This window comes from Saccharothrix obliqua (assembly GCF_019375475.1).
Classification (GTDB): domain Bacteria; phylum Actinomycetota; class Actinomycetes; order Mycobacteriales; family Pseudonocardiaceae; genus Actinosynnema; species Actinosynnema obliqua.
The window spans coordinates 256,056-269,649 of record NZ_JAHXGQ010000009.1 but is presented as its reverse complement, the minus strand read 5'-3'; the positions used below and the strand labels follow the sequence as shown (position 1 = coordinate 269,649).

General features: G+C 70.1%; 14 protein-coding genes and 1 tRNA gene. 9 read left to right on the top strand and 6 right to left on the bottom strand.

The genetic code is table 11. From position 1 onward, the window contains the following. Nucleotides 1–7 precede the first annotated feature (7 nt). Complete coding sequence (gene ettA / locus KZQ38_RS26745) at nt 8–1,684, bottom strand: energy-dependent translational throttle protein EttA (RefSeq protein ID WP_219445608.1); 1,677 nt, start codon at nt 1,682–1,684, stop codon at nt 8–10. Between the two features lie 526 nt (nt 1,685–2,210). Continuing rightward, a complete protein-coding gene (locus KZQ38_RS26740) occupies nt 2,211–2,708 on the bottom strand; it encodes a single-stranded DNA-binding protein (protein ID WP_219445606.1) in 498 nt (165 codons plus the stop codon). A 164-nt stretch (nt 2,709–2,872) separates the two neighbouring features. Here KZQ38_RS26740 and KZQ38_RS26735 point away from each other — a divergent pair, with 164 nt between their 5' ends. From KZQ38_RS26735 to KZQ38_RS26725, 3 genes are read left to right on the top strand one after another with little or no spacing between them, the layout of a single operon-like run. Further along, a complete protein-coding gene (locus KZQ38_RS26735; protein WP_219445604.1) occupies nt 2,873–3,478 on the top strand; it encodes a TetR/AcrR family transcriptional regulator in 606 nt (201 codons plus the stop codon). Next, entirely contained in the window at nt 3,475–4,404 is a 930-nt protein-coding gene (locus KZQ38_RS26730; RefSeq protein ID WP_219445602.1) for an ATP-binding cassette domain-containing protein, read from the top strand. The genes KZQ38_RS26735 and KZQ38_RS26730 overlap by 4 nt, the downstream gene beginning before the upstream one ends. Nucleotides 4,405–4,418: 14 nt before the next feature. After that, a complete protein-coding gene (locus tag KZQ38_RS26725) occupies nt 4,419–5,228 on the top strand; it encodes an ABC transporter permease (RefSeq protein WP_219445601.1) in 810 nt (269 codons plus the stop codon). Between the two features lie 3 nt (nt 5,229–5,231). Here the strand turns inward: KZQ38_RS26725 and KZQ38_RS26720 are convergent, their stop codons facing one another. Further along, nucleotides 5,232–7,184: a bifunctional copper resistance protein CopD/cytochrome c oxidase assembly protein gene (locus KZQ38_RS26720; RefSeq protein ID WP_219445599.1), complete on the bottom strand. Its 1,953-nt coding sequence runs from the start codon at nt 7,182–7,184 to the stop codon at nt 5,232–5,234. Between the two features lie 79 nt (nt 7,185–7,263). Here KZQ38_RS26720 and KZQ38_RS26715 point away from each other — a divergent pair, with 79 nt between their 5' ends. Further along, a complete protein-coding gene (locus KZQ38_RS26715; protein ID WP_219445597.1) occupies nt 7,264–7,830 on the top strand; it encodes a DUF3558 family protein in 567 nt (188 codons plus the stop codon). On the opposite strand, the gene KZQ38_RS26710 is transcribed toward KZQ38_RS26715, so the two are convergent. Beyond that, the gene (locus tag KZQ38_RS26710) at nt 7,796–8,968 is read right to left on the bottom strand and encodes an MFS transporter (RefSeq protein ID WP_257902277.1); all 1,173 of its coding nucleotides are present in this window, start codon (nt 8,966–8,968) and stop codon (nt 7,796–7,798) included. The two genes, KZQ38_RS26715 and KZQ38_RS26710, sit on opposite strands and share 35 nt — an antisense overlap. A 61-nt stretch (nt 8,969–9,029) precedes the next feature. On the opposite strand from KZQ38_RS26710, the gene KZQ38_RS26705 reads away from it, so the two are divergent. Both KZQ38_RS26705 and KZQ38_RS26700 read left to right on the top strand, forming a co-directional pair. After that, a complete protein-coding gene (locus tag KZQ38_RS26705; RefSeq protein WP_219445596.1) occupies nt 9,030–10,073 on the top strand; it encodes a LacI family DNA-binding transcriptional regulator in 1,044 nt (347 codons plus the stop codon). A 124-nt stretch (nt 10,074–10,197) separates the two neighbouring features. Next, a tRNA-Arg gene (locus KZQ38_RS26700) sits at nt 10,198–10,270 on the top strand. Between the two features lie 166 nt (nt 10,271–10,436). Here KZQ38_RS26700 and KZQ38_RS26695 read toward each other — a convergent pair. After that, entirely contained in the window at nt 10,437–10,847 is a 411-nt protein-coding gene (locus KZQ38_RS26695; RefSeq protein ID WP_219445595.1) for a Rid family hydrolase, read from the bottom strand. 71 nt (nt 10,848–10,918) lie between these two features. Here KZQ38_RS26695 and KZQ38_RS26690 point away from each other — a divergent pair, with 71 nt between their 5' ends. The 3 genes from KZQ38_RS26690 (at nt 10,919) to KZQ38_RS26680 (ending at nt 12,623) form a co-directional block, all read left to right on the top strand. Further along, a complete protein-coding gene (locus KZQ38_RS26690; RefSeq protein ID WP_219445593.1) occupies nt 10,919–11,275 on the top strand; it encodes a winged helix-turn-helix transcriptional regulator in 357 nt (118 codons plus the stop codon). A gap of 100 nt (nt 11,276–11,375) precedes the next feature. Then, nucleotides 11,376–11,996: a hypothetical protein gene (locus KZQ38_RS26685; RefSeq protein WP_219445591.1), complete on the top strand. Its 621-nt coding sequence runs from the start codon at nt 11,376–11,378 to the stop codon at nt 11,994–11,996. 30 nt (nt 11,997–12,026) lie between these two features. Continuing rightward, nucleotides 12,027–12,623, top strand: a complete 597-nt coding sequence (locus KZQ38_RS26680) for a DUF4291 domain-containing protein (protein WP_219445589.1) — start codon at nt 12,027–12,029, stop codon at nt 12,621–12,623. An 11-nt stretch (nt 12,624–12,634) separates the two neighbouring features. On the opposite strand, the gene KZQ38_RS26675 is transcribed toward KZQ38_RS26680, so the two are convergent. After that, entirely contained in the window at nt 12,635–13,414 is a 780-nt protein-coding gene (locus KZQ38_RS26675; RefSeq protein WP_219445588.1) for a hypothetical protein, read from the bottom strand. Nucleotides 13,415–13,594 lie beyond the last annotated feature (180 nt).

Below are 13,594 nucleotides of genomic sequence, written 5' to 3'. Positions count from 1 at the left end.
CTCCGGCTCAGTCCCGTGTGAGCTTGCGGTAGGTGACGCGGTGCGGCCGGGCCGCCTCCGCACCCAGGCGCTCCACCTTGTTCTTCTCGTAGCCCTCGAAGTTGCCCTCGAACCAGTACCACCGCGCCGGGTCCTCGTCCGTGCCCTCCCACGCCAGGATGTGCGTGGCGACGCGGTCCAGGAACCACCGGTCGTGCGAGATGACCACGGCGCAGCCGGGGAACTGCTCCAGGGCGTTCTCCAGCGAGCCCAGGGTCTCGACGTCCAGGTCGTTCGTCGGCTCGTCCAGCAGGATCAGGTTGCCGCCCTGCTTGAGGGTGAGCGCCAGGTTCAGGCGGTTGCGCTCGCCACCGGACAGCACGCCCGCGGGCTTCTGCTGGTCCGGACCCTTGAAGCCGAACGCGCTGACGTACGCCCGCGACGGCATCTCGACGCTGCCGACGTGGATGTAGTCCAGACCGTCGGAGACGATCTCCCAGACGCTCTTCTTCGGGTCGATGCCCGCGCGGTTCTGGTCGACGTACGACAGTTTGACCGTCTCGCCGACCTTGACCGTGCCGGAGTCCGGCTGCTCCAGGCCCACGATGGTCTTGAACAACGTCGTCTTGCCGACGCCGTTCGGACCGATCACGCCGACGATGCCGTTGCGCGGCAGGCTGAACGACAGGCCGTCGATCAGCACGCGGTCGCCGAAGCCCTTCTTGAGGTCGTCCACCTCGACCACGACGTTGCCCAGGCGCGGGCCCGGCGGGATCTGGATCTCCTCGAAGTCGAGCTTGCGGGTCTTCTCCGCCTCGGCCGCCATCTCCTCGTAGCGGTTCAGGCGGGCCTTGGACTTGGCCTGCCGGGCCTTGGCGCCCGACCGGACCCAGTCCAGCTCGTCCTTCAGCCGCTTCTGGAGCTTCTGGTCCTTCTTGCCCTGGACGGCCAGCCGCTCGGCCTTCTTCTCCAGGTACGTGGAGTAGTTGCCCTCGTAGGCGTGTGCCCGGCCCCGCTCCAGCTCCAGGATCCACTGGGACAGGTTGTCCAGGAAGTACCGGTCGTGGGTGACGGCCAGGACGGCGCCCTGGTACTGGGCCAGGTGCTGCTCCAGCCACAGGACGCTCTCCGCGTCCAGGTGGTTGGTGGGCTCGTCGAGCAGCAGCAGGTCGGGCTTGCTCAGCAGCAGCTTGCACAGCGCCACCCGGCGGCGCTCGCCACCGGAGAGCACCTTGACGTCGGCGTCGGGCGGGGGGCAGCGCAGGGCGTCCATCGCCTGCTCCAGCTGGGAGTCGAGGTCCCACGCGTTCGCGTGGTCCAGCTCCTCCTGGAGCCGGCCCATCTCCTCCATCAGCTCGTCGGAGTAGTCGACGGCCATCTTCTCGGCGATCTCGTTAAAGCGGTCCAGCTTGACCTTGATCTCGCCGAGACCCTCCTGCACGTTGCCCAGGACGGTCTTCTCCTCGTTGAGCGGCGGCTCCTGCTGGAGGATGCCGACCGTGTAGCCGGGCGAGAGGTAAGCCTCGCCGTTGCCCGGTGTGTCCAGGCCGGCCATGATCTTCAGCACGCTCGACTTGCCGGCGCCGTTCGCGCCGACCACGCCGATCTTCGCACCGGGGTAGAACATGATCGTGACGTCATCGAGGATGACCTTGTCCCCGTGCGCCTTGCGCACCTTCTTCATGGTGTAGATGAACTCGGCCATGCCCGCGATCGTAGAGCGGTGCCGATCGGGCAAGTACCCCGGACGCCGGCAACGAAGGTGGTGACAACGCGGAGTTAACGCGAACGTGGGTAACCCACTGCCGGGGTGGCCGGTCGCCGCCGCTGAGGTGCGGCGCTGTGACCTGCCGATCCGGCCGGACGCGTGATCTCCCGCGGTGTCAAGCCCTCGAACCTGCGCGGGTACCGCCTCGGCGACTGCCCACGACCTCCCTCCTCGATGCTCGTGACGGCTGCGCGACGTTCGACGCGCATTCTCCGTGCCAGTGGTGAACGCGAACCTGTTTCCACCGTTCATGCCCCGAACGGCCCACGGCTCGACCTCGGATGCGACTCGCCGCTCCGCTCCGTCACCGGGACATCCTCCTCCGCTGCTCCACCGGTTCGCACTTTTCCCAGTGGGTGAGCGCAGGTGTCCCCGCTCGCGGCGACGCTCAAACAGCGACGAGGTCGGCCCGACCGGGGTTCGGCCGGGAAGGGTACCGCGCACGGGACGGGGCGCCGCGGGATCAGTGCGAGATCGCGGGCACCTCCTTCGGGGCCGGTTCGGCGGCACGCGGCGCGGGCACGGCGCCGGGCGCGACGAGGGGTGGCGACAGGGCGTGCTCGTCCTCCTCCCGCGGGGCCACCACCGCCGGCGCGTCCCGGGTTCTCGACGGCCGGGCGGTGCACGCCACCAGGTTCGGCCCGACCGCGGTGGCCTCGATGTCGATGTGCTGGCTGGTGACGCCGTTCTCCGCCGTCTCGCGGATGCGCAGCTTGCCGTGCACCAGGACCGGGTCCCCCTTGTCCAGGCACGCGTGCACGTTGTCGGCCAGGTCGCGCCAACACGTCACCATCAGGAACATCGTCGAGCCGTCGAACCACTCCTCGCGATCGCGGTCGAAGCGCCGTTCCCGCGTGTGCACGCGGAAGGCCGCGCGGCTGTACCCGGTGCCGACCACCGTGCGCACGACCTTGCTGGCGACGATGCCCGCCACCGTCACACGCGTCTCGTTGTAAGCCATTTCCGCCTCCTCGGGCTGGGTGTCGGAGTCCAGAGTGGACCGGTCGTGACGTGCGGGGAAGAAGTTTTCCGGAGCTGTGGACAGGCGGGATGGCGACCTGTGGACAACTATGAGTGAGGACTCACTCGTTGACATGAGTGAGGACTCACTCATACAGTTGCCCCATGCCGGAGGACACCAACCAGCGCCGCAGGCGCGCCCCCGCGATGAGCCCGGAGGACCGGCGCGAGGCGATCGTCAGCGCCGCCGTCCCGCTGCTGTTCGACCACGGCGCGAACGTGACGACCAGCCAGATCGCCAAGGCGGCGGGCATCGCGGAAGGCACCGTGTTCCGCGCGTTCAAGGACAAGCAGGAACTCATCGCGACCTGCGTCCGCTCCGTGCTCGGGGTGGACGCGGAACTGGCGTTGCTGGTCGAGGCACGCCAGGCGGAACGGCTCGCCGACCGCCTGTCCTGGGCGATCAGCGCCGTCTCCGGCTACCTCGACCGCATGTGGAAGCTCATGGGCGTCCTGCGCGACTCCGGCTACCACCCCGACCGCGACCAGAAGGGGCCGCCGGTCGAGATGCGGCACCTCACCGAGCACATCGCGGCCCTGTTCGAACCGGACGCGGCGGACATGCGCGTCGAACCGCGGTTGGCCGCGCGCCTGCTGCTCGGCCTCGTGTTCACCAACCGGATGGAAGGCGGCGGTTTCGGGGAGACCGCCGCCGGGACCGACCAACTCGTCGAGCTTTTCCTGCACGGCGTGCTGAGGGGAGACCAGTGAACGACCTGATGATCAAGGCGTCGGACGTCGGCAAGGCGTTCGGCGACCGGCAAGCGCTCGACGGGGTGAGCATCGCCGTGCCCAGGGGCACCGTGCTCGGTCTCCTCGGCCACAACGGCGCGGGCAAGACGACCCTGGTCAACGTGCTCACCACGATGCTCCCGCCGGACCGCGGCACGGCCGAGGTCGCGGGTTTCGACGTGGTGCGCGAGGCGCACCAGGTGCGCAGCCGCATCGGCCTGACCGGCCAGTTCGCCGCCGTGGACGAGGGCTTGTCCGGCCTGGACAACCTGGTCCTGATCGCCCGCCTGCTCGGGGCGAGCACCCGCGAGGCGCGGGCCCGCGCCGCCGAGCTGCTGGAGCTGTTCGACCTGGTCGACGCCGCCAAGCGCCCCTCGCGGACCTACTCGGGCGGTATGCGCAGGCGGCTCGACCTGGCGGCGAGCCTGGTCGGCCACCCCGAGGTGATCTTCCTGGACGAGCCGACCACGGGGCTGGACCCGGCCGCCCGCCTCGGTCTCTGGGAGGTCGTGGAACGCCTGGTCACCGACGGCACGACGGTGCTGCTCACCACCCAGTACCTGGACGAGGCCGACCGGCTGGCCGACTCGATCACCGTCCTCGCGCAGGGCCGCGTCGTCGCCACCGGCACCAGCGCCGAGCTGAAGGCGCAGGTCGGCCAGCGCAGCGTCACGGTCACCCTCGCCGACCGGTCCGACCTGCCCAAGGCGCAGGAGGCGCTGGAACGGGCCGGGCTGCACCCGGTGCCCGCGGCCGACACGCTCACCGCCCCCGTCACGTCCTCGCGCGAGCTGGCCGTCGTGGTCCGCGCGCTGGACGAAGTGGGCTTGGAGGCCACCGAACTGGCGCTCGGCGAACCGACCCTGGACGACGTCTACCTGACCCTCGCGGCACACGCGGCCTGAACAGGAGCCATCGGATGACCACAACGCTCACCGCGCCACGGACCCGTTGGCGTGGCACGGACGTCTTCACGCAGGTGCTGGTGCTCACCCAGCGCTCGCTGCGCACGCTGGTGAGCGATCCCCGGATGATCGTGTTCAGCGTCCTGCAACCGCTGGTCATGCTGACGTTGTTCAGCCAGATCTTCGCGAGCATCGCGAACACCCCGGGCTTCCCGACCGGCGTTTCCTACATCGACTTCCTGATGCCCGCGATCCTGGTGAACACCGCGATCCAGTCCGCGCTCCAGGCGGGCGTCGGGCTGGTGACCGACATGAAGAACGGCGTCCTCGCGCGGTTCCGGTCGCTGCCCATCCGGGTCGGTTCGGTGCTGGTCGCCCGCAGCCTGTCCGACCTGGTCCGCACGGCCGCGCAACTGGTGCTGATGATGTTGTTCGCGATCGTGATCTTCGGGTTCTCCCCCGCGGGCGGCGTCGGCGGCGTGCTCGCCGCGCTGGCCCTGTCGCTGGCCGTCGGCTGGGGCCTGGGCTGGGTCTTCCTCGCCATCGCCAGTTGGCTGCGCAACGCCGAGCTGATGCAGACCGTGGGCTTCCTGGCGATGTTCCCGCTGATGTTCGCCTCCAGCGCCTACGTGCCGGTCGGCGCCCTGCCGGGTTGGCTCCAGGCGGTCGCCAACGTCAACCCGCTCACCTACGCCGTGGACGCCGCACGCGCGCTGTGCCTCGCGCACCCGGTCACGGGGGTGGTGAGCGCGTTGACGATCAGCGCCGCGCTCGGACTGGTCGGTTGGGTGTTCGCGGTGCGCGGGTTCCGCCGTCCGCTCTGACGCTCACTCCCGTTCGGACAGCTTGCGCAGCATCGCGTTGTAGGCAGCGAGGTCGGCGTCACCGTCCGCGTCGGCCTTGCGGTCCGAACGTCGTGCGTCACGATCGTCCGAACGGGCCCATTGCACCAACAGCGCCACCATGACCACGACGAGCGGCACCTCACCCGCCGCCCACGCGATACCGCCGCCGAGGCGCTGGTCCTCCAACTGCGACGACACCCACGGCAGTGCCAGCGCCCGGTAGTAGTTCTCGCCGATCACGGTCGCCGAACTCATCAGCACGATGCCGAAGAACGCGTGGAACGGGATGGACGCGAACAGCAGGCCCAGGCGTCCCAACGGGGGCAGGCGGTTCGGGGACGGGTCGATGCCGATCACCGGCCAGTAGAACACGTACCCCACGAGGATGAAGTGCGCGTTCATCGCCAGGTGCGCCCAGTGGTAGTCCAACGCCCAGTCGAACAGGCCCGAGAAGTACAGGCCGTAGAACGAGCCCACGAACAACGCCAGCGCCACGAACGGGTTCGTGAGGACCTTCGACACGGGCGAGTGGACCAACGCCAGGATCCACTCGCGAGCACCGGGCGGGTTGTCCTTGCCCGCGGGGGGCAACGCGCGCAACGCCAGCGTCACGGGACCGCCCAGCACCAACAGGATCGGCGCGAGCATGGAGAGCAGCATGTGGCTCTCCATGTGGATGCTGAACATCGCCGGCGCGTACCGGCCGATGCCCGAGGACGTGGCGAACAGCACCGTAAAGCAGCCCACGACCCACGCGATCGTGCGGCCCACCGGCCACTTGTCACCGCGACGGCGCAACCGCAGCACACCGAGCACGTAGACGACCGCGAGCGCGATGGCGACCGTGCCGAACACGAGGTCGAAACGCCAGTCGAACAGCAGCCTGGCGAGCGTGGGCTCGCCGAACAGGTCATAGCCGATGCGCAGCTCGACCGTGCTGGGGAACGCACGCCCCTCCGGCGGCGGTGGTGTGCGGGAAAGGGCGGCCGCGAGACCGATCGTGAGGAACATCAGCAGGATCTCGACGCCCGCGAGCTTGAGCAGCGACCGGCCCGAACCGGTGGTCACGACCTCCCGGACGCTCCGCTGCCGCTGGAACCAGCCGAACACGCCGAGCAGCACCAGCGCCACCGTCTTGCCCAGCACCAGCAGGCCGTAGTCGCTGGTGAACAGCTGGCTCAACGGCAGGCGCACCAACGCGTTCACCACACCGGACACGGCCATCACCAGCCAGCACACCAGCGCCAGCCGGGAGAACCGGGTGGTCGCCAGGCCGAGGTGTTCGCCGCCACGCCTGCCGTGCGCGAGCAACGCGATCAGACCGCCGACCCACAACGCCGCGCCGACGAGGTGGTACAGCAGGCTGTTGGTCGCCACGTCGTGCGAACCGCCGCCGGACGAGTGCCCCGTCACGGCCACCGGCACGAGCGCGAACACCGACAGGAAGAACAACGCGGTCGTCCAGCCCCACGACAGCACCAGACGGCAGCCCAGTGCGAGCAACGCCACGATGACGGCCGTCACCATCCACGCCTTGGCCTGCTCCAGGAAACCCGCCACGGAGAACAGGACCGACGGGTCGAGCAACGCCGTCACGGGCTGGCCGAGCGCGTCGGCGGCCGTGAACGGCACGGCGGCGACGGCGCCCAGCGTCCACACCAGAGCCGCCCACGCGGCCGTGCGCAACGCGGCGTAGCCGTCCGCCGCGAGCCGCCCGTTGGCCTGCGGCGGCACCAGGAACGCCGCGAGCAACAACGATCCGATCGTCACCACGGCCGCGGACTCGGTGAGCACCCGCACCACCAGCAGCCCGGACCTGTCGCCGCCGGTGGCCGCGGCGATGCCGGCGGCGAGCAGCGCGGCTATGGCCGTGCCGACGACCAGCAAAGGGACTAGACCAGTTCGCGTGGAGCGGGCAGGCGCGTCGATGGGCACGGGTCGAGGGTAGGCGGCTCGGCAACGGCACCACCAACCGCCGGACGTGCACCGAAGCCACCGACTACCGTTGCGCTTCGTGACCAGCTCTCGCTCGTGGGTCGTGGTGGCCCTGTCCGCGCTTCTGCTCACCGGGTGCAGTTACACGATCAACGGCGACCCCCTGCCGGCGTCGGACGCCACCCCGGCGAGTGCCCCGACCACCACGTCCACGACGTCCGACGGCTCACCGAAGATCGCCAAGCAGCGGTCCGTGGCGGGTGTGGACCCGTGCGGGTTGCTCACGGTCGACGACCTCAAGCCGGTCGGCGCGCTCACCGCCCAGCCGACCAGGCGAGACGATCAAATCCAGGAGTCGTGCCAGTACCTGTTCGACGGTGCGAGCGTTGTCACCGCGCTGTACCAGAAGTACGAACACGTGCGGCAACGCCAGGCGAAGGGGCGTGAGGTCGTCGTGGACGGTCACTCGTCCTGGGTGGCGTGCGACCTCGACGGCAATGCCATGGTGTGCACCACGACCACGGCGGTGAACCCCAATCGGAGCATCCTCGTCGCGATGACCCTCAACGGCGGTAAGGCGGAGCAGATGACCGCCATGCTCCAGTCGTTGATCAAGGTCGCGTTGAATCGGCTTCCCGCAGCCTGAGTTCGCGTGTGCGCGCGTTGCGTGCGAGCAACGTCGTGGGCACGATGAGGGCGATGACGACCGCGATGCACCCCAACGCGATCGTGAGCGACGCCGCGTGCGCGATGGCGCCCATCACCGGCGGTCCGATCAGGAAGCCCGTGTAGGCGACGGTCGTCACCAGGCCGATCTCGCGTTCGCCGCCGGTGCCGTCGGCACGGCGGCCCGCGGCGCCCGCCAGGTCCATCACGACCGGGAAGCAGAACGCCAGGCCCAGGCCGGCCAGGGCGAAGCCCACGAAACCCGCGACGGGCGACGAGATCAGGACCGTCCCCGCGATGCCCGCGGCGGCCACCACGGCACCGCCCGCCAGCAGCCAGTACGGGCCCATGCGGCGTTGGATCGGCTCGCCGACGAGCCGGGCGACGGCCATCGCGATGGAGAAGCCCGCGTACGCCGCGGCGGCGGCGGCGTCGCTGAGGGCGCGTTCGCGGACGAAGAAGAGCGCCGACCAGTCCGCCGTTGCGCCTTCGGCGATGGCGGAGAACACCGTGATGCCTGCGAGCAACCACAACAGCGGACGGCGCAGGACGGGGGTCGTGTCGGTCGACGCGGGTTCGCCGGTCGCACCGGGCACCGAGCGGATCACGGCCGCCATGGCGAGCGCACCGACCACGGAGACCGTGAGGAGGTGCGTGCGCAGGTCCATGTCGGCGGCTGCCGCTGCGGCGGCGCCCAGCGACCCGATGAGACCGCCCACGCTGAAGCCCGCGTGGAACTGCGGCATCAACGGCCGGTCGAGGGCGCGTGTGGCGGCGACGGCGGCGACGTTCATGCCGACGTCCAGCGATGCGTTGCACGCACCCATCACGAACAGGGTCAGGCCCAGGTTCAGTGGCGTGGTCGTGAAGGAGAGCACCGGCATGGTGACGACGGTGGCCGCCGCGCCGATCACGATCAGCCTGCGCGCGCCGACCGCGGCGCACACGCGGGCGGCGATCGGCGCGGTCACGGCCAGGCCGATGCTCGCGCCGAGCAGCGCCAGGCCAAGGGTCGCCTCCGTCGCGCCGACCTGTGCGGCGAGAGCCGGCATCCGAGCAGCCCAGGACAAGAGCGCGACCCCGTTGAAGAGGAAGACTGCGAAGACCGCGAGGCGCATGGGGCGAGTGTGACTGAAGCGCTTCAGAACATCCAGGCGGCCACCTGGTTAACCTCGTCACGTGGACCGTCACCGGAAGCCGACGCTCGACACCGTGGCCAGTGCCGTCGGTGTGTCGCGCGCGACGGTCTCCAACGCGTACAACCGGCCGGACCAGCTCTCGGCCGCCCTGCGTGAACGCATACTGGAGACGGCGGCGTCCCTCGGCTACGCGGGGCCCGATCCGGTCGCCCGCAGCCTCGCCACCCGGCACAGCGCGACCGTCGGCGTCATGCTCGACCGGCCGCTGTCCTCCGACCCGGCCGTGTCGATCGTGCTGGACGGCCTGGCGTCCACCGTCGACGGCCACGACCACGGCCTCGTGCTGATGCCCGGCGGCGTCGACGGCGGCCCGCGCCCGGAGACCGTCGCCCGCGCGCAGGCGGACGTCGTCGTGGCGTACTCGCTGCCTGACCACGCGCCCGCGTTGGACGTCGTGCGTGCCCGTGGGCTGCCGTTGGTCGTCATCGACCAGCCCGTGCTGCCGGACACCGCACGCGTCGAGGTGGACGACGTGGGCGGCGCACGCCTGGCCGCGACCCATCTGCGCGACCTCGGCCACACGAGGTTCGGCGTGCTGGCGTTCGGGCTGCACCGCGACGGCGCGACCGGGCCCGTCCCGACCGACCGGTTGCCCGACGCGGCGTTCCGCGTGACCCGCGACCGGCTGACCGGGTACCTGGACGTGATCGGCGAGGCGCCCGTGTGGGAGTGCGCCGGGAGCCGCCGCGACCTGGGCCGTGCGGGGGCGCGTGAGCTGCTGTCGCGGACGCCGCGGCCCACCGCCCTGCTGTGCGCGTCGGACGAACTGGCGTTCGGCGCGCTCCAGGCAGCACGCGACCTGGGCCTCCGCGTGCCGACCGACGTGTCGGTGGTGGGGTTCGACGACGTGCCCGAAGCCGGCCACGCGGAGCCCCCGTTGACTACGGTGCGTCAACCCCTGGCCGAGAAGGGCCGCCGAGCGGGAGAACTGGCGCTCCGACTGCTGACCGGCGCGAGACCCGGCGAACCGGCGAGACTCCCCGTTTCCCTCGTGGATCGCCACTCCGCAGGCGTTCTAACGTGATGCGCATCACTTTTTGGCCGGTTTGATCACACTTCCGGTGCCTGGACGGAAACGGTCCACGTCTCCCGGACGATGTGTCCGGTGGGGCGGCTACGCTGCTACAGCGCGTGGTCACCGCCCTCCAGCCTCCGTAGCTCAGTGGAGAGAGCGAGGGACTTCTAATCCCGAGGTCGCAGGTTCGAATCCTGCCGGGGGCGCTCGGATAACGCCCCCTGACCTGCACAGGCAGGTCAGGGGGAGCTGACAGGTCGGTCTTCGACCGCCTGCGTGGAGCCACACGTGGAGCCAACAGGTCACTTGGGACGAGCCGTGAGGTCGGGGCTCGACCGCGTCCAGTGCGGACCCACCTGTCGGTCGGGGCGGTCAGTCCAGCACCGCGTACGCCTCGACCTCCACGAGCACGTCGGGCTCGAACAGGTAGTCCACCCCGATCGCCGACAACGGCGGCAGGGGGCGGGGCAGGGCGAGTTCGTCGGAGACCCGCTCGATGCCCGCGATGAAGTCGCCGTACCGGTCCGGGCTCCACCGCGTGAGGTAGAACCGCAGCCGCACCACGTCGGCGAACGTCGCGCCGGCCCCGGCCAGGCCCCGTGCGGTGTTGCGCAACGCCTGCGCGACCTGCCCGGCCAGGTCACCGGTGGCGACCGGGTTGCCCTCGGCGTCACGCGCGATCTGCCCGGCCACGTGCACCTGGCGGGTGCCGGTGCCGACCGAGACGTGGTGGTAGGGGACGGGGGCGAACATGCCCTCGGGAGTCGACAAGCGCACCGGCATGGGGAACCTTCCTGAGTAGGTATCCGATTTCTACCTGGTATCGAAAGGGCACTTCAACGAGACTAGGTGTCATGCCGGAAACCACGCCCGCCCTCACCGAACGCCACCGCGAACTGCTGGACGAGGTCCTGGACAAGTGGTCGCTCCAGGTCCTCGACGCGCTGTGCGGGAACCCGTTGCGCTTCAACGGGTTGCGGCGGGCGATCCCGGTGGTGACGCAGAAGTCGCTGACCGCGGCGCTGCGCAGGTTGGAGCGCAACGGGATGGTGGAACGGGTCGTGATCGACACCCGGCCGATCGCGGTCGAGTACCGCATCACGGCGCTGGGGAAGTCGTTGCAGGACCTGGTGGACGCGCTGCTGCGCTGGACCACCACGACACTGCACGAGGTCGACGTGGCCCGGGCCCGGTTCGACGCCCGGCCGTGACCGCGGACCGGACGCGGCGAACCACCCGCGACGGGCCGTCCCGATCGGTAACGTCCTGTGCGTGAGGCAGACACTGCGCAACGGCTTATGGTTGGCAACGATGTGCGTGCTGGCGGCCTGCACGGCGTCGCCACCACCTCCCACCACGGTCACCGTCACGGCGCCGGTGACCACGACGACCCCACCCACCACCGCGTCGACACCGGCGATCGTCGCCAGCGGGTACGCCGCGGTGTGCCAAGGGCGTGGCTTCCCCGACGTCCCGGCCTACTCCGGGCCGGGACCGCACTCGATCGCGATCTCCGTCCGCGCCGCCAAGGGTTACCCGACCGGGATCGAGGACGACCTCGACTCGGACGTCACCGAACTGCCCGCGGAGTGGAAGTCGGCCGGCAACACGACGCTCCAGCTCGTCGCCTGCGTGACCGTGCTCGACGCCGTGGAGGTGCGTGAGTGCGAGTACCGCGTCATCGGCAGCACAACCGGCACTTCCCTGTTCACGAACCGCCTGTTCAACCGCGTCCTCCGGGTCGAGGTGCGCTCCACCAACACCGGCAAGCCGGTCGCCGAGGCCGTCGAGCTGACGACGTCGACGACCACGTGCGCCGCTACGGCCAAGCAACCGCAGAGCGCCACCGGCCCGAGCCCCCACCAGTACGGCAAGTTGACCGACGCCGAGCGGGACGGCCTGTTGCGCGACCTGGTAACCGCGACGGTCTGACCGCCGCGGGCTGCTTGACATGATGGACCGGTGGCAGCGACCGAGCGCGAAGTGCGTGCGTGGCACACGGACGACACCATCCGGGTCTACCAGGCGTACCCGCCGCCCATCGCGGACGCCGCGCTCAAGGCCGGGACGTTCGTGCCGCCGTTCAAGCGCGAGCGCATGACCTGGATCAAGCCCTCGTTCCTGTGGATGGCTTATCGCTGCGGCTATGCGAGCAAGCCCGGCCAGGAGCGGGTGCTGGCCGTCGACATCACGCGCGAGGGGTTCCACTGGGCCTTGGCACACGCGGCGCTCAGCCACTTCGTGCCCACCGTCCACGGTCACCACGACGCATGGGCTTCCGCGGTGCAGAAGAGCCCCGTGCGGGTGCAGTGGGACCCCGAACGCGACCTCCACCACCGGCCGCTCGGGCACCGGTCCATTCAGGTCGGTCTGCGCGGGGAGGCGGTGCGGCGCTACGTGGAGGAGTGGATCGCCGCCATCACCGACGTCACGGACGTCATGCGCACCGTGGGAGAACTCGTGTCCTCCGGCCGCGACGGGGAAGCCGCGGCCCTCCTCCCGGCGGAACACCCGTACCCGCTGCCGGACGACGTGGTCGCCCCGCTGGGCGTCGGCTGAGCACCGGGCCGTCAGAACGGCGGTTCGTCCGGGAAGGCGGCGGAGTTCGCCCACGTCTCGACGGACGACACCACGGCGTTCACCCACTCGTCGTGCGCGTCGCTGGTGTCCGCGTTGGTCAGGAACCTGTGGTCCTCGACCTCCAGGCGACCGGCTCCGGCGAGGTACTGGACGAAGTTCCGCAGCGTCATGTGGTCGGCGGACGGGCGGCGGGAGCGGACGCCGCTCAGCACGGCTCTCTTGAGGAGCGCCATCTCGCTCATGAGGTCGGCGATGCCGCGTGCCTCGGAGTTGTCCGACTGGCGCAGCTGCTGGAGGTCGATCGTGTACGTCACCGGCGTCTCCACGCGCGCGCCCGCCTGGATCTGCCGGATCATCCCGGACAGCTGCCGCTTCGCCTCGAACACCGAGTCGAGATCCTGGTGGTCGAAGAAGACCGTGCGCATCCCCTGGATGTCGAAGGGCACCGCCTGCCCCTCCGCCATCAGGTGGATGAACGGCTTGCCCGCCGCGTGGCGCACGGCCAGCTCGTAGAAGACGTTGGGGTTGTGGTCGGTCAGGTCCGCGATGACCAGGTCCGCGTTCAGCAGCTTGTCGATCACCTGGGTCGTGATCAGCCCGGACTGGTCGATGGTGTCACCACGCGTGGTCTCGTAGCCCATGGGTTCGACCGTCGCCTTCACGACGTGCCGGTACACCTGGTTCGACCGCTTCCTGATGTCCGAGTTCGCGGCACCGATCGGGCAGACGAAGAAGCACTCCCCGACCGCCGTTCCCGTCGACTCCGCCATGCCACACCCCGGGTTCGCGCTGGATCGAGCCGCCAGCGTAGCGGGCGCGCGGCACCGGCCGGGGCCGTTCCGAAGACAGTGCCTTCGACGGATGGAGGGCGTGGGTCCGGCGTGCGAACGTAAAGGTCCGGGTCCACCTGCGAGCCGGACCCGGCACCGCCGCCGCCCTTGAGGAAACGA